This is a genomic window from Arthrobacter sp. B6, assembly GCF_001663775.1.
GTDB lineage: Bacteria > Actinomycetota > Actinomycetes > Actinomycetales > Micrococcaceae > Arthrobacter.
Genome location: NZ_KV467168.1, coordinates 2,658,151 through 2,672,830 on the forward strand (window position 1 = coordinate 2,658,151; position 14,680 = coordinate 2,672,830).

The 14,680-nt window shown below is 65.4% G+C and carries 16 protein-coding genes; 8 read left to right on the plus strand and 8 right to left on the minus strand.

The annotated features are described in order from the left end of the window. Positions 1-93: 93 nt before the first annotated feature. Positions 94-339: a hypothetical protein gene (locus AU175_RS11760; RefSeq protein WP_066288947.1), complete on the minus strand. Its 246-nt coding sequence runs from the start codon at positions 337-339 to the stop codon at positions 94-96. Between the two features lie 85 nt (positions 340-424). On the opposite strand from AU175_RS11760, the gene AU175_RS11765 reads away from it, so the two are divergent. After that, positions 425-916 (plus strand): GNAT family N-acetyltransferase, encoded by a 492-nt coding sequence (locus tag AU175_RS11765; protein WP_231938616.1) that lies wholly within the window; start codon positions 425-427, stop codon positions 914-916. A gap of 91 nt (positions 917-1,007) precedes the next feature. Here the strand turns inward: AU175_RS11765 and AU175_RS11770 are convergent, their stop codons facing one another. From AU175_RS11770 to rraA, 3 genes are all read right to left on the minus strand, one after another. Continuing rightward, positions 1,008-2,447, minus strand: coding sequence for a sugar porter family MFS transporter (locus AU175_RS11770; RefSeq protein WP_066288950.1), 1,440 nt, complete (start codon positions 2,445-2,447; stop codon positions 1,008-1,010). A 188-nt stretch (positions 2,448-2,635) separates the two neighbouring features. Then, positions 2,636-4,297: an MDR family MFS transporter gene (locus AU175_RS11775; RefSeq protein WP_066288953.1), complete on the minus strand. Its 1,662-nt coding sequence runs from the start codon at positions 4,295-4,297 to the stop codon at positions 2,636-2,638. Between the two features lie 148 nt (positions 4,298-4,445). Further along, the gene (rraA, locus tag AU175_RS11780; RefSeq protein ID WP_066288956.1) at positions 4,446-4,943 is read right to left on the minus strand and encodes a ribonuclease E activity regulator RraA; all 498 of its coding nucleotides are present in this window, start codon (positions 4,941-4,943) and stop codon (positions 4,446-4,448) included. Positions 4,944-5,061: 118 nt separating this feature from the next. Between rraA and AU175_RS11785 the strand changes: the two genes are divergently transcribed. The 6 genes from AU175_RS11785 to AU175_RS11810 all read left to right on the plus strand — a co-directional run bounded on the left by AU175_RS11785 (position 5,062) and on the right by AU175_RS11810 (position 10,624). Continuing rightward, on the plus strand, positions 5,062-6,348 hold the full coding sequence (locus AU175_RS11785) for an MFS transporter (RefSeq protein ID WP_066288958.1): 1,287 nt from the start codon (positions 5,062-5,064) through the stop codon (positions 6,346-6,348). Between the two features lie 101 nt (positions 6,349-6,449). Next, positions 6,450-7,055 carry a TetR/AcrR family transcriptional regulator gene (locus AU175_RS11790; RefSeq protein WP_066288963.1) on the plus strand — a complete coding sequence of 202 codons (606 nt, stop codon included), beginning with the start codon at positions 6,450-6,452 and terminating at the stop codon, positions 7,053-7,055. Between the two features lie 289 nt (positions 7,056-7,344). Further along, entirely contained in the window at positions 7,345-8,544 is a 1,200-nt protein-coding gene (locus tag AU175_RS11795) for an NAD(P)-dependent malic enzyme (protein ID WP_066288965.1), read from the plus strand. Between the two features lie 124 nt (positions 8,545-8,668). Further along, positions 8,669-9,172 (plus strand): DUF456 domain-containing protein, encoded by a 504-nt coding sequence (locus AU175_RS11800; RefSeq protein WP_066288970.1) that lies wholly within the window; start codon positions 8,669-8,671, stop codon positions 9,170-9,172. 59 nt (positions 9,173-9,231) lie between these two features. Beyond that, on the plus strand, positions 9,232-10,197 hold the full coding sequence (locus AU175_RS11805; RefSeq protein ID WP_066288972.1) for a hypothetical protein: 966 nt from the start codon (positions 9,232-9,234) through the stop codon (positions 10,195-10,197). A gap of 67 nt (positions 10,198-10,264) precedes the next feature. Further along, positions 10,265-10,624, plus strand: coding sequence for a YybH family protein (locus AU175_RS11810; protein ID WP_066288974.1), 360 nt, complete (start codon positions 10,265-10,267; stop codon positions 10,622-10,624). 52 nt (positions 10,625-10,676) lie between these two features. Here AU175_RS11810 and AU175_RS11815 read toward each other — a convergent pair whose 3' ends face one another. Then, complete coding sequence (locus AU175_RS11815; RefSeq protein ID WP_066288976.1) at positions 10,677-11,318, minus strand: LysE family translocator; 642 nt, start codon at positions 11,316-11,318, stop codon at positions 10,677-10,679. Between the two features lie 104 nt (positions 11,319-11,422). Between AU175_RS11815 and AU175_RS11820 the strand changes: the two genes are divergently transcribed. Further along, positions 11,423-11,878 carry an Lrp/AsnC family transcriptional regulator gene (locus AU175_RS11820; protein ID WP_082979127.1) on the plus strand — a complete coding sequence of 152 codons (456 nt, stop codon included), beginning with the start codon at positions 11,423-11,425 and terminating at the stop codon, positions 11,876-11,878. A 44-nt stretch (positions 11,879-11,922) separates the two neighbouring features. Here the strand turns inward: AU175_RS11820 and AU175_RS11825 are convergent, their stop codons facing one another. From AU175_RS11825 to AU175_RS11835, 3 genes are all read right to left on the minus strand, one after another. Continuing rightward, positions 11,923-12,576, minus strand: coding sequence for a hypothetical protein (locus AU175_RS11825; protein ID WP_066288981.1), 654 nt, complete (start codon positions 12,574-12,576; stop codon positions 11,923-11,925). Beyond that, positions 12,573-14,072: a WXG100 family type VII secretion target gene (locus AU175_RS11830; protein ID WP_066288983.1), complete on the minus strand. Its 1,500-nt coding sequence runs from the start codon at positions 14,070-14,072 to the stop codon at positions 12,573-12,575. The genes AU175_RS11825 and AU175_RS11830 overlap by 4 nt, the downstream gene beginning before the upstream one ends. Before the next feature lie 93 nt (positions 14,073-14,165). Next, the gene (locus AU175_RS11835; RefSeq protein ID WP_197497085.1) at positions 14,166-14,624 is read right to left on the minus strand and encodes an Lrp/AsnC family transcriptional regulator; all 459 of its coding nucleotides are present in this window, start codon (positions 14,622-14,624) and stop codon (positions 14,166-14,168) included. Between the last annotated feature and the right edge of the window lie 56 nt (positions 14,625-14,680).

Below are 14,680 nucleotides of genomic sequence, written 5' to 3' on the forward strand. Positions count from 1 at the left end.
CCGAACCCTCCTGCAATCACGACGCCGGCACTCACCCCGAGTGCCGGCATCGTGCGCTGTGAGCCCTGGCAGTGTCAGCCACCGGGCTGCGGCCTACTCCGCCGCGGGCGGCTGCTCAACCGGGGCGGCTGAGGACGGGCGGTCCGCCAGTGACTCCGCGTGCCGCATCACCAGGGAAACGGCGGCCAAGGCGGCAGAAAATGGCAGGAAGAACACCGTGACCAGCTGGAAGGCCACCTGGAGAACCGAGCCAAGAGCCTGCGAATAGGATGGTCCGAACTGCAGCGACTGCATGATCTGGGGAGCAAAGATGACCGAGAAGGCACCAATGACGCCCACGATGATCCCTGCCCGCAAACCCGCCGTACACGGGCGGCTGTGGAATGCTGGTGGGGTGACCCGGAACCCAGGTGCCCTGCCCCCTTTGCTGACTGCCGACGTCGACGGCGGGACCTTCCGCCTCCGCCACGCCTCACACGCTGACCTGCCTGCCATAGTGGCCCTTCTCGCGGACGATTCCCTCGGTGCAGGCCGCGAACGAAGCCACGACATGGCCCCATACGAGCGCGCCTTCGAAGCGATCGACGCCGACCCGTCCCACCTGCTGGTGGTCGGCGAATTGGCGCCGCCCAGCGCTGGTGTCGGTCCCGTGGTTGCCACGTTCCAGCTGAGCTTCCTCCCCGGCATTTCGCGGCAGGGGTCGTGGCGCTCGCAGATTGAGGGTGTGCGCGTGGCAGGCAGCCTGCGGGGACAAGGCATGGGGAATCTTATGGTGCAGTGGGCCATCGAAGAGTCGCGGCGCCGGGGCTGCCGCATGATGCAGCTGACCACGCACAAATCCCGGACGGAGGCCCACCGGTTCTACGCGCAGCTGGGTTTTGACGCCAGCCACGAAGGAATGAAGCTCACCCTCTGACCGTCCCCAACTGGGTAGCAGCAGGTGTCGTTTTGAGCGCCCAAAACGACACCTGCTGCTACTTACTTGGGGCGCAGGCCGCCCCCAGGTGCTACACCTTCACGGCGCCCTTGCGCACAAACAGCGTCTCGGCCTGCTCCAGGGACATGCCGTTGGTCTCCGGCACTTTGTACATCACAAAGAAGAACGACGCCGCCGCGAACAGCGCGTACATGGCGTACGTCAGCGGCAGGGACCCCGCGGCCATGACGGGGAAGCTGAGGGTGATGACGAAGTTGGCCACCCACTGCGCCGCTGCGGCCAGGCCCAGGGCACGGGCCCGGATCCTGGACGGGAAGATCTCGCCGAGCAGCACCCAGACCAGCGGGCCCCAGGACGCGCCGAAGCTGACCACAAAGATGTTTGCGGCCACCAGGGCCACCGGACCCCACGCACCGGGCAGGGAGATGTCGGAGCCTGAGCCCACGGCGGAGGAGAACGCCACGGCCATGGTGCCCAGCGAGACTGCCATGCCGATGGAGCCGGCGAGCAGGATGGGGCGGCGGCCGATCCGGTCCACCAGGGCAATGGCCACCAGGGTCACCAGGATGTTGGTGACGGACGTGGCCACGGAAATGGTGAGCGAGTCCTTCTCCTGGAACCCGACGGCCTTCCACAGGGTGGTGGAGTAGTAGAAGATCACGTTGATGCCCACGAACTGCTGCAGCACCGAGAGGATGATGCCCACCCAGACCACGGCCTGCAGTCCGAACGTCTTGCCGCGGAGCGAGCCCTTCTGGCCGGCCAGTTTGTCTTCTTCGATCGCGTCCTGGATCTCGCGGATGTGCCGGTCGGTGTCCTCGGACGGGGCGATGGAGTCAAAGACCTTGCGGGCTTCGTCTTCCTTGCCCTGGAACACCAGGAACCGCGGGGATTCCGGAAGGGTGTAGGCGATCCAGCCGTAGACGACGGCGGGGACTGCGGCGGCCAGGAACATCCAGCGCCACGCTTCGATGCCCAGCCAGTAGGCGTGGTCGGCGCCTCCGGCGCTGGTGGCGAAGAGGGCGTCGGACAGGAGCGCGGCAAATATACCTGTGGTGATGGCCAGCTGCTGCAGCGAGGCCAGCCGGCCGCGGACCTGGCGCGGTGAAATCTCGGAAATATAGGCCGGTGCGATCACCGATGCCAGGCCGATGCCCAGGCCGCCCACCAGGCGCCAGAAGATCAGGTCCCAGACGCCGAAGGCGAAGCCGGTTCCGATTGCGCTGACCAGGAACAGCAGCGCACCAAGCTTCATGGCGGGGATGCGGCCGTACAGGTCGGCAACCTTGCCGGCGAGGTAGGCGCCGGCGGCGCAGCCCAGCAGGGCGATGGCCACTGCGAAGCCGGTGACGGCCTCGGACAGCGCGAATTCGTCCTTGATGGCATCCACAGCGCCGTTGACCACAGAGGAGTCGAAGCCGAACAGGAAGCCGCCCACCGCGCCCGCGAGCGCCAGCCAGATCACCCGCTGGGGGATTTTGGCGGTTGTCTGCTCCTTGGCCGTGGACATGGTTCTCCCTGGGTTTGGGGGGTGGGTGGATGCGGTGCGGACGTCGTCGGCTGCGGTACCGGCCCAGACGGCCGGCGCACACGCGCTACACAGTGTGGCACGTCACCGCCCACGGTTCCACTTAGGACTTTGGCCCTCCCCAACAGAAGGCCGACGACGGCGGGTGCGGCGCCGTCGTCGGCCTCTGTTCAATGCGCCGGTACAGCCACTGTTTCCGGCTCTTTGGCAGCCTTCGGGTCGGTCAGCTTCTTGTTGGGCAGGGCGAAGCTGATGAGGAACGCGATGCCCGTGAGCGCGGCAGCGGTGAGCATCACGGTGTCGATCGCGTACGCGAAGCCCTCCGTGATGGGCCGGGTGAGCACGCTGTTGGCGGAGTGGAGCCAGCTGGTGTCATTGAGGGAATCGTTCGACGCGCCGTGCTGGAAGAACTCGTAGAGCTTGGCGTTGGCCGGGTCCGCCGCGACGGCCGGATCAGCCAGGACGGCCTGGAAATCGTCGCTCTCCATGGCGGATTTTATGCCGTCCGCGATCCGGCCCGCGGCCACGCTGAACAGCATCGAGATGAACACGGCAGTGCCCACCGCGCCGCCCATGGACCGGAAGAACGCGGCGGAGGACGTGCCCACACCCATGTCCTTGGGCGGGACGGAGACCTGCATGGCCAGGGTGAGCGGCTGCATGCAGAAACCCAGGCCCATGCCGAAGAAGACGGCGATCACGCCGGGAACCCAGAGGCCTGTGTCCACGCCCAGGGACAGGCCCATGAGCAGCGCGGCGCCGGTGAGGATGGCGGTGCCCATGATGGGGAAGATCCGGTAGGTGCCCGACGCCGAGATGGTGCGCCCGGCGGTGATCGAGCCGGTCAGGATGCCCACCGTGAAGGTGATCATCATCAGGCCCGCTTCGGTTGGCGTGAGGCCTTTGACCAACTGCAGGTACATCGGGAGCATGGCGATGGCCCCGAACATGCCGATGCCGATGATGAAGTTCAGCAGCGAGGACAGGCCAAACGTTGCGTTCCGGAAGAGCCGCAGCGGAATCAGGGCGTAGTCGCCGGCGCGCTTCTCGGCGAGCAGGAACCAGACGATACCCACAACACCCAGTCCATAGCAGAGGAAGGAGTTCAGGGATGCCCAGCCCCAGGCGCGGCCCTGTTCCGCCACCAGGAGCAGCGGGACGATGGCGAGTGTGATGGCGGCCGCGCCGAAGTAGTCGATCTTCTGCTTCACGTGCTTGACCGGCAAGTGCAGGAACAGGAACACCACGGTCAGGGCGGCCAGGCCGATGGGGAGGTTGATGAAGAACACCCATCGCCAGCCGTCAAAGCCCAGTATGTTGGACGATCCGGCGAAAGCGCCGCCCACCACAGGGCCCAGCACGGAGGAGATGCCGAACACGGACATGAAGTAGCCCTGGTATTTCGCCCGGTCCTTCAGGGAGACGATGTCGCCGATGATGGTCAGTGCGAGCGCCAGCAGACCGCCGGCGCCCAGGCCCTGGACACCGCGTGCCAGCGCCAGTTCCGTCATGGAATGGACGGAGCCGGCGTACAGCGAGCCGGCCAGGAAGATCACGATGGCGATCAGGTACAGCGGGCGGCGGCCGAAGATGTCGCTCAGCTTGCCGTACAGCGGGGTACTGACGGTGGAGGTGATCAGGTAGGCGGTGGTGGCCCAGGCCTGCAGGGACAGCCCGCCCAGGTCGTTGGCGATGGTGTAAATCGAGGTGGACACGATGGTCTGGTCCAGGGACGCCAGGAACATGCCCAGCATGAGTCCCACCATCACGGTGACGATCTGACGCTGCGTCAGGGTTTCGCCGGCGGCGCGCACAGCGGAGGTTTTGGACATGACTGCTCCAGGGAAGAAACGGGATCAAGCTTGATAGTTGCTTTCGGTAACTATGTTAGGTCCCGATTCATTCCCCCGGGCAACATTTTTTTGAACACTCCCGGCGTTCAGCCAGGGCCCGTCGGTCCCAACCCTCAGCGTGGGCGGGTCAGCGCTCCACGAGGATGCCGTCTGGATCACACCAGATCATGACTCCCGACCGGATGGTCACACCGTCGATCACCACGTCCACGTCAACCTCGCCTGCACCGGCTTTTGCACTCTTGCGCGGGTTACTGCCGAGCGCCTTGACACCCAGGTCCAGCCCCCGGATTGCCTCGCGGTCGCGGATGGCGCCGTTGATCACGACGCCGGCCCAGCCGTTCGCCACGGCGCTTTCGGCGATCATGTCCCCCATCAGTGCGGTGGCCAGGGAGCCGCCGCCGTCCACTACCAGCACGGCGCCGCGGCCGGGGGTGGCCAGGGTGGACTTCACGAGGGCGTTGTCCTGGAAGCAGCGGACGGTCCGCACCTGTCCGCTGAAGTGCGAACGGCCGCCCAGGGACAGGAACTGAAGTGACACTGAGGCGAGTTCCTCCCCGCGCTCGTCGTACAGATCGGCCGTGTTGATGGCTGCACCGGACTCGTTTCCTTCGGTGGCTGTCATGCGTTCTCCTGGAAGTTTCGGCTGGACAAGGCGGCTTTTTGCCGTATGACAAGCGGGGCGATGGAGCCCACGATAGTCTGATTTTCAGAATCGCCAACCGTTCCAGGGGGAACCAGCCATGAGCCTGTCCAACACGCCCGCACCGCCGGATCCCGGCGCTGCAGCGGACGGCCCGACGCCGGCACTCGCTGAGCCGACGCGGAAAGTCACAGCCCGCTGGGTCACCGGTCTGGTCCTGGTCAACGTCGGCATCAATGCCGCCTTCTTTGGTCCCATCAACGTCTTCATTGGCCAGCAGGCCATCGGCATTGACGAGGAAAACAAGGAAGCGATCCTCTCCCTCGTGACAGGCTGTGGCGCCGCCGTGTCCCTGGTGGCCAATCCTTTGTTTGGTGCGCTCTCTGACCGCACCACGTCGCGCTTCGGCCGCCGCTCACCCTGGGTGTTGGCCGGTGCAATCCTGGCAACGGCCGCACTCCTGGCACTGTCCGGTGCAACGACGGTAGCGCTGATGGTGCTCTTCTGGTGCCTGGTGCAGCTCGGAGCCAACGCTGCCTACGCGGCCATCACGGCTGCTGTCCCGGACCGTGTTCCGGTGCTGCAGCGCGGCGGTGTGGGCGGCCTGGCTGCCATGGGCCAAACGGTGGGAATCCTGATCGGCGCGGTGTTTGGCGCCGTCGTCAGCGGCAACTACATGGTGGGGTACGCCCTGTGCGCCGGCGCGCTCATCGTGTCCATCCTGCCGTACCTGTTCCACCGGAATGATCCGCAGTTGCCAAAATCGGAGCGGGTACCGTTCCGGCTGGGTGAGTTTGTCCGGAGCTTCTGGATCAGCCCTGCCCGCTACCCGGACTTCGCCTGGGCCTGGCTCACCCGCTTCCTGGTCAACGTATGCAACCAGATGACCATTGTGTACCTGCTCTTTTTCCTCCGGGATGTCATCAGGCATGAGGACCCGGCCCTGGGGGTCCTGACCCTGACCGGCATTTATGCGGTGATGGTGATGATCACTGCAGTGGTGGCGGGCCCGTGGAGCGACCGGCTGGGGCGGCGGAAGCCGTTTGTGATCGGGTCCTCCGGCATCATTGCCGCGGCCGGACTGACCATGGCCTTCTTTCCGGTCTGGGGCGGGGCACTCGTTGGAGCCGGCATCCTGGGTGTGGGGTTCGGCGCGTACCTTGCCGTCGACTTCGCGCTGCTGACCCAGGTCCTACCCGTGGCCGCAGACAGGGGCAAGGACATGGGCATCATCAATGTGGCGAACTCCCTTCCGCAGGTGTTCGCACCTGCCCTCGCCTTCCTCGCCGTGACGTACTTCGGGGGGTACCTCACGCTATTCATCGCCGCCGCCGTGATAGGCCTCCTCGGCGCCGTCTTCGTCGTCAAAATCAAGGGAGTTGACTAAGAACGCCACGAGAGCGTGCCGTATAGTTGAAGCGGACTGCAGGCGGCACGGGATGGGGACGCCGTACTGCTGCACTATAGGAAAACAACCCCGGAATCCTGATGCCCGAGACCATTTCAGACCATCCGCCCATGGCCGCAAGGCCCTCCGCCCCGCGACAGAAACTGCGCTATATCCGCATACTGGAAGCTGCCAGCGGGTTCGCCCGCAAGGGGCTGGACTCGGTGGAACTGTCCGAGGTCGCCGCAAGAGCAGATGTGCCGCTGGGCACGCTGTACCGGTATTTTCCGTCCCCCACCCACCTGATGCTGGCCCTGTACCGCCACCAGCTGGACGAACTGCACGCGGGGGCCCGCGACGCTTCGTCCCGCTTCCGCGGCCGCGGGTTGTCGGGCGTTGTGATGGAGATCTTTCACATGCGCGTGATGCAGCCCGCGGTGGAACAGTGCCTCACCCGCGGCGTATACCTCAAGGAGCGGGACACTACGGTGCTGCTGCGGGAGATCGACGTCCTGAGCCAGGACGCTGTGGCCGCAGCCAGCGACGACTCCACAGCCCGGGTCCTGCTGCTGACTGTCACTGGTCTGGTCCAGTCCGTCCGGAACCGGCGGCTGTCCCTCTTCGAAGCCGAGGAAGACCTCAAAAAGGCCTGCTCATTGCTGGTTCCAGCCGCTTCGAGCCGGTATTCAGTGCACAAATCCGCGTAACCGGTCTAGACCAATGACCTCTTAAATCAGCCTTATTGGCGTGATGCGGATCACAAAATGTGATGAAAAATCCTTTTTTCACTGCGGAAGCGGAGCGTGGCGGCCATTTCTACCCAGCGCGCCTGACTACCATTGCAGAACCGGAGTGACTGGCAACCCGCACCCGCATGCGCTTCACCCGGGCCCGCCACCCTTGGGCCCGCGAAGCACCGGATGAACCATCTTGAGCCTCCATGTGCTTGAGCCCTTCCGCGCCGTGCGCCCACGGCTAGCCCCAGGAGACAAAGACGTGTCCATTGACGCAATCGCACCCACCGACAATTCCGCAGCAACGGCCCTGACCGAAGCGGAGATCTTCAATGCCCACCAGGGCGGCAAGCTCTCGATCACCAGCACCGTCCCCCTGTCCAACAAGCGCGATCTTTCCATCGCCTACACGCCGGGCGTGGCTGAGGTAAGCCGCGCCATCCACAACACTCCTGAACTTGCCAAGTCCCTGACCTGGGCGCAGCGCCTGGTGGTCGTGGTCAGCGACGGAACAGCGGTGCTGGGCCTTGGCAACATCGGTGCCAGCGCTTCCCTGCCGGTTATGGAGGGCAAGTCTGCTCTGTTCAAGACCTTCGGCGACCTGGACTCCATTCCGCTGGTCCTGAACACCACGGACGTTGACGAGATTGTGGAGACGCTGGTCCGGCTGCGGCCAAGCTTCGGCGCCGTCAACCTCGAGGACATCTCCGCCCCCCGGTGCTTCGAGCTTGAGGAAAAGCTCATCGAAGCGCTGGACTGCCCGGTGATGCACGATGACCAGCACGGCACCGCCGTGGTGGCCCTCGCCGCACTGACCAATGCCGCCAAGGTGACCGGCCGCGAACTGGAGAGCCTCCGCGTCGTCGTCTCCGGTGCGGGAGCCGCCGGCATCGCCGTGGCTGAAATCTTCCTCACCGCCGGCATCCAGGACGTAGTCCTGCTCGACTCCAAGGGCGTCATCAACCGGGACCGCGCCGACATCGCCGCAGATCCGGCAAGCAAAAAGGCGCAGATGGCCCAGCGCAGCAACCCGCGGGCCGTCAACGGCGGCCCGGGGGACGCGCTGCTCAACGCCGACGTGTTCGTTGGTGTCTCCTCCTCGAAGCTGGACGAAGAGCACCTGAAGCTGATGAACACCAACTCGATTGTGTTCGCACTCTCCAACCCCGACCCCGAAGTCCTGCCCGAGGTTGCCGCCAAGTACGCCGCGGTGGTGGCCACCGGACGCAGCGACTTCCCCAACCAGATCAACAACGTGCTTGCGTTCCCGGGGATCTTCCGCGGTGCACTCGACGCCGGCGCCCGCCGGATCACGCCCGCCATGAAGATCGCGGCTGCCCGCGCCATCGCGGAACTGGCGGAAGCGGACCTGTCCGCGGACTACATCGTGCCCAGCCCGCTGGACCCGCGCGTGGCACCCGCGGTGACGGCCGCCGTCGCGGCCGCCGTGGAAGCGGAGTAACCCGCCGGGCCAGCTACAGGCCCATGATTTGAAACGGCGGTGCCTCCCATGCCCGGGAGGTACCGCCGTCGGGCGTTCAGCTGCCGGTCCGGCCTCGCAGTGCAGCCGCCCTAAACTGGGGGTCATGAACTCCGAAACCGTGGTGACCATCCTTTGTGGCCTGGCGATCCTGGTGGGTGTGGCCGGCACAATCATCCCCATCCTCCCCGGCAGCACCCTGATTGGCCTCAGCCTGCTGGCCTGGGCCATCTGGGGCGGGGCCGGAACCGCGGGGTGGGTGGTTTTCGCCGTGGGCATGGTGTTTGTGCTGGCCGGAATGGCTGCGAGCGCCGTGCTGACCGGGCGGAAACTCAGGGAACACCGCATACCGAGCAGGAGTGTCGTCATAGGACTCGTGGCGGGCGTGGCGGGCATGTTCATCATTCCCGTGGTGGGCCTGTTTGTGGGCTTCGCGGCTGGGCTGCTGCTCAGCGAACTCCTGCGTACACGGAACTTCCGTACGGCAACGGCCACCAGTTGGGCGGCGCTGAAGGCCACCGGACTGGGCGTGCTGGTGGAGTTCGGGCTCGCCTGCCTGGCCGCCAGCACGTGGGTGATCGGGCTCTGGGTCTCGGCGGCAACCTCCTGAGTGCGTGCGGCTGCGTCCTGGTTTCCCGGAGCGCAGCACTGCCCGGCTAGCATGGAGAGATGACCGTGGGGGATGCTGCAACACCGATCTACCGGGACACCCGGGACCTCACCCCGTTCGGTCCGGCCCTGTTCCGGACCCCGGTCCGGGATCTTGCCGACGGTGTGGGCGGGATTCTCCACGGCGTCCTCGGCGGCCGCGGCTCGGCGCTGATTTCCGTTGACGGCAACGTTCCCCGGCTCAAAATGTTGCCGGGAAGAACGGTCAAGGCCGTCCACGAAGCCATCTTCGGTGCCAGGGAACCGGAGCGGCTCATCGCGCTGGCCCGTGCCAATCCGGGCTGGGCAGGGCTCTGCTACATCGTGGCCGGGCTGCTGGCCTACAAGCACGGCGGGTACCTGCGCGCCGCCGAGCTCCTGCAGCGGGGGCTGTCCATCCGGAACGACGACGACGCGAACCAGTATGCCTCCGTCTACCTCGCGCGGGTGGTCACCCGGGTCGAAGTCGCCGAGCGCCTGGAAGTCCCCGTGCTGTTCAGCGAGGAGGCGGTGTTCCTGGCACTCTCGCACTGCCTGCGGGAGACGGGCCAGCTGGAAGCCGCGCTGCAAACCGCTGCCCAGCTGCCGCCGTCGTTGCCGTCAGCCCTGGCGCGGTGTTCCGCGGCGTTCGCTTTGGGCCGGGACAAGCAGGTGGTCATTTGGACGGAAGGACTGCTCAACTCGGACGACCTCTCTGCCGCCCTGCTGCTGCTCCGTGCCCGCTCGCTCCGGCGGCTGGGCGCGCGCAACGGTGCCCAGGAGACCCTCAAAGAGGTCCTTCGCCGCCGCAAGACCGACCTGATGCTGCGCAACGACGCGCTGACCGACCGTGCGCTCCTGCTGCTGGACAACGGCCGGAAATCGCTCAACCCGCGGGACTGGCTGCGCGGCAGGCCGGCCGAGCTTGAAACTTTCGAAGTCATCCGCAAGGACGTGGAGGAGCGCCGGCTCTGGGAACAGGAGTGGGAGAAGCTCGACGGCGACTGAGGCAGGCCTGCAGCGGCCAGCGACATGCGCCCTTGTGGGGTGATCCGCTCAGGAGTACAACGGAGAAATGAGCGACGCAGTCCGGTCCTGGATGGAAAAGTACATCAGCGCGTGGACCACCAACGAGCCAGACGACATCCGTGCCCTGTTCACCGAGGATGCCGTCTACGCCACCCGTCCGCACGACAGGGACCCGTGGACCGGGCGCGACCAGATCGTTGACCGCTGGCTGGCGGCCCGTGATGAGCCGGACGAATGGACGTTTGAGTGGTCCTTGCTGGGAACCGATGGAGACTTGGCCTTTGTGCAGGGCTACACGCACTATCTGGGCGACCGTCCCAGCTATGACAACCTGTGGGTTATCCGGTTGGCTCCAGGCGGGCGGGCTTCCGAGTTCACTGAGTGGTTCATGGAGCGGCGCCCATAGCTGTCGCGGCATCCGGGCGAGGGTGCCCTGGCCCGTACAGCCCAGCCGTGCGTCAGGAGAAGAACAGCGGGACCAGTTGCTCGGACAGGAGCACCACGCCCAAGCCAACCATGATCAGGCCGCTGGCGAGCGTCACCCTCCGTGCTGCGCCCGGGCGGGACTGCAGGATTTTCCTGGCCAGGAGCGCCACACAGGTGTAGACGACGCCCGCGAGGAGCACAAACGTCAGGCCCAGCAGCCCCGACTGCACCGGCACGGGCAGCGACGCTTCGGGGCTGACGAATTGCGGCACCAGGGCCACGTAGAACAGCAGGCCCTTGGGGTTGATGCCGCTGGTGCCCATGCCCTGGAGGAATGTCCGGAGCTGGTTGGCGGCGGGGCTTCCGACGGCGTCTGCCGCACTGAAGGAGGCTCCGCGCCAGGATCGGAGGGTGCTGGCGCCGAGCCAGAGGAGGTAGCCGGCGCCGGCTACCGTGATCCAACCCAGCACGCCTGGCATCCCGGTCAGCAGGGCCGCCAGGCCGGCCGCCATGAGGATGGTGTGCAGGACATATCCGCCGCAGAGGCCGGCCACTGCGGGTACAAAGCTGCGCTGCCGCAGGCCCGCGGTTATGGAGTACGCCCAGTCCACGCCAGGGGTGCAGGCCAGGGCGGCAGCCACCACAATAAAGGCGAGAAACAGCTGGGCGTTCACGGGTTACTCCTGTCAGATGGCTACAGGACAAACCCTATGAACTTTGATGCCATAAGTGCTCCCCTTTTTCTCGCGGGAGCCCGTTGCTTCGGTAAGATTATTGCGTGATTGACCATATTGACAGAAATATCTTGCGCCACCTCAAAGAGGACGGCAGGATGACTGCCACGGCGCTCGCCGCCAAGGTGGGCCTGACCGTCGCCCCCTGCCACCGGAGGCTGCGCGATTTGGAGTCCTCGGGCGTCATCCGCGGGTACAAAGCGGACATTGATCCGGCCGCCGTGGGGCTGGGGTTCGAAGCGATTGTGTTCGTGACGCTGCGGCAGGTGGACCGGCCCACCATGGAGATCTTCGAGAACCGGGTCGCGGACAACCCCAACATTGTGGAGGCGCAGCGGCTCTTCGGTTCACCGGACTACCTGCTGAAAGTCATCGCCGAAGACCTGCCGGCGTACCAGCGGTTTTACGACGCTGAGCTCACTTCGCTGCCGGGTGTTGAGCGGCTGACGTCCACACTGGTGATGAAGAACCTGAAGTCCAACGCCGGCCCGCCTGTCTAGTACCTGCGGGTCTGCTGCCCATTCTTCCTGCCCAGGGAACCTGCCTAGGCTGCCGGGCTGACGTGCACGATGATTACCTGGGTCTCCTTGCCGCCGTCGTACCTGAGATCGTAGTTCACTTCCAGTCCCGTGGACGTGCCGGAGGTGATGGAGAAATCGCTCTTTCGCCCCGGGTCCCGCACGGCACCGGCGATCCAGCGTTCTGCGGAGTCGGCGTCGATCCCGTACCGCTCCACACCGTCCCGGATGAGGTCAAAATACTCGTCCGGCGAGTCGGCGGTGAGGAAGTAGGTGACTTCGCTGAAGTCCTCCCGCTTCTGGGTGGTGTTGAAGCGGATACGGTCAGTTTCCGCACTGATCTCGCCGGTTGGGGCAACGATGGTGAGCTTGATCTTTCCCGAGTCCCGGGTGTTGATCTCCGGCCCGTAGCTGTCTTCGGTGACCCTTACGGCAGCCTTTTCCAGCCGGCCCGAGCTCATGTCCAGCCGTGCGGCCTTGGATTCACGGATCGCAGCCACTCCGGCGGCGTCAAGGGTGGAAAAGTCGGTCGTGTTCACAGTGCTCCCTTGGGAAATGGGTTCGATGGTGGTGCCACCGGCCTGGCAACCGGCCAGGGCGAGGCTTGAAGTCAGCGCAAGGAGTACGACGGCGGCCTGCCGCCCCAGGCGCGAAGGTGCGCTGTGCCGGGGGTTCGTCACTGGTGGACCTCCGCGCCGAAGCCATCCACGAACCGGTCCATGATGCCGGGGATGTTGTTCGTGGGCCTGTGCTGGTCCACGCGGTCGTTGAAGTCCGAGGCGATGATCTGCGCGGCGCGTGCCGGATCAGTGGCCAGGAGGTCCTGGTAGGCCGGGAGGGTGTCCTGCCGGATGAGTTCCCACCGCTGGTCCGCATTCGAGATGTTTCCGTCGGGAAAGCCAGTGGTGAAGTCGGTGCGGAACTGGGAGGGGTTGTCCCAGTTGGTGAAAGGCACGTTTTCCGGCCCCGGGCTCTCCACGCTGAACGTGTAAGGGAAGACCTCAGCGTAGCTCTTCGCACCAGGAATGGAGGGCTCGCCGGCCAGTGTCACCATGTAGGTGACGGCTTCACCGCCGGGGTGGTCCCGCATGTTGTCGTAGTCGTCCGCAATGATCTCGTTCTGCTCGCGATAGAGCAGGGTGGTGTTTCCCTCCTGGATCCGGTCGGGGTCTCCGGAATCGATGTCCGCCCAGGCCTCGGCAGTGTTGGAATCAATGGCGCCGGAATCCCGCAGCCGGTTGATCTCGTCTATTCCGCCGTTCACATAAGCCTCGTGCTGGCGCGCCTGGTCAAGGAAGATCTCCTTGTTCATGTCCAGCATGCTGGTTTCGTAGTAGCGGATCTCCTCGTCGGTCATCCCGGCGAGCTGTTCGATCTGGCCGAGGATGGGGAGCGGGACGTCCGAGGCTGGATTGTCGGCGATTTGTTGCGCAAGTTCGCGCAGCATGTCCATGTCCTTGAAGCCGCCGGCAAAGGATGGGCCGATCATGTTGGCCATTCCGGCCCACTGCAGGTCCGGGTTGGCGAGGTAGGCCTGGCCGTAGAAATCGTAGACCTTCTTGATGGTCTCCCAGTTATGTTCGGTGCCCTTGGACGTGTCCCAACTGGCCGGGTCAATGCCCATCTCCAGCATGGCCTGCTGGTTCCAATACGAACTGAGGAAGTCCGCGTACTCCTCGGAGTTCTTGTCAATTAGCCCTGAGTCGGCCGCTGCGTCCATGGCTGACTTGGCGGCCTCGGGATTTTCAAGGGCCCACTGCTTGAATTCGTCGCTGCCGAGGTAGTCCTGGCGTTCTTCGGCGGTCATGCCGTTCAGCCGGTCCGTCAGCTCCTGGGCGGCGCCGTCCCCGGAACCGTTGCCCCCTGAACCGTTGCCGGAACCGCTGCCGCCTGGACCAGTCCCGCCGCTGTTGCTGGCTTTCTCCTGCTCGTCGGCGTTCGCCAGCAGCGTTTTTGACGCCGACTCCAGGCCGGCCGTAGCGGACTTCAGCAATTTCACGTGCGACGAGGTCCAGTCGCTGCGGAAGCGCTCGCCGTCGTGTCCTTTCCAGGCGCCGGCGCTGATGGCACTGCTGAGCTGCTGGCCGAGCAGGCTTAGTCTGTTGGCGCCACCTGCCAGGTCCTTGGCGAGCTGCCGTAACTGGGCCACGTCGCCGCCGTAAAAGTTCCCCGCCATGTTTCCCCCTGAATGGATTCCCGTGCCAGCCTAGCGGCCACGGGCCTGGCAGGGCGATGGGGAGAGCTCCCCTCCCAGGCCGACCGGACGGACTCAGCCGCGCAACAAGCCGGTGGTCCGGTACGGAATCACCTCGCGCAGGAACATGCTGGTGGACGTGCGCACAATTCCGGGGCACAGCCGGATTTCCTCCGAGACCCGGTAAAGATCGTCCGGGCTGGTGGCCACCACGCGGATCAGCAGGTCGGTGTCGCCGGCAGGTGCGTGGCACTCCAGGACCTCCGGGATTTCACGGAGGGCCGCGATGGCTTCGTCGAGATGGCTCTGGTCCAGTTCCGCGCTGACCGCTGCCGCCACGCCACGGCCCAAGGCCGAGGGGAGCACCCGGCTGCTGTTCGGGCGGAGGGCACCCGACGCCGACATTCGCTCCAGGCGCGACTGTACTGTTCCGCGCGCCAGGCCCAGCCGCTGGGCCAGCACCATGATGGGGACCCGGGGGTCCTCGTCCAGGGCATTGAGGATGCGCTTGTCGGTGGCGTCCAATTTCTGCAATCTGATCAGTTCCTGTCGGGCTGCGCGTCATCTATTAGTCAGACTGACCGGCCAAC

Coding starts and splice junctions, on each gene's coding strand:
- AU175_RS11805 (WP_066288972.1), top strand. CDS start 9,232: ATGACCGTGGGGGATGCTGCAACACCGATCTACCGGGACACCCGGGAC.
- rraA (WP_066288956.1), bottom strand. CDS start 4,943: ATGACAGCCACCGAAGGAAACGAGTCCGGTGCAGCCATCAACACGGCC.
- AU175_RS11775 (WP_066288953.1), bottom strand. CDS start 4,297: ATGTCCAAAACCTCCGCTGTGCGCGCCGCCGGCGAAACCCTGACGCAG.
- AU175_RS11785 (WP_066288958.1), top strand. CDS start 5,062: ATGAGCCTGTCCAACACGCCCGCACCGCCGGATCCCGGCGCTGCAGCG.
- AU175_RS11770 (WP_066288950.1), bottom strand. CDS start 2,447: ATGTCCACGGCCAAGGAGCAGACAACCGCCAAAATCCCCCAGCGGGTG.
- AU175_RS11790 (WP_066288963.1), top strand. CDS start 6,450: ATGCCCGAGACCATTTCAGACCATCCGCCCATGGCCGCAAGGCCCTCC.
- AU175_RS11810 (WP_066288974.1), top strand. CDS start 10,265: ATGAGCGACGCAGTCCGGTCCTGGATGGAAAAGTACATCAGCGCGTGG.
- AU175_RS11830 (WP_066288983.1), bottom strand. CDS start 14,072: ATGGCGGGGAACTTTTACGGCGGCGACGTGGCCCAGTTACGGCAGCTC.
- AU175_RS11800 (WP_066288970.1), top strand. CDS start 8,669: ATGAACTCCGAAACCGTGGTGACCATCCTTTGTGGCCTGGCGATCCTG.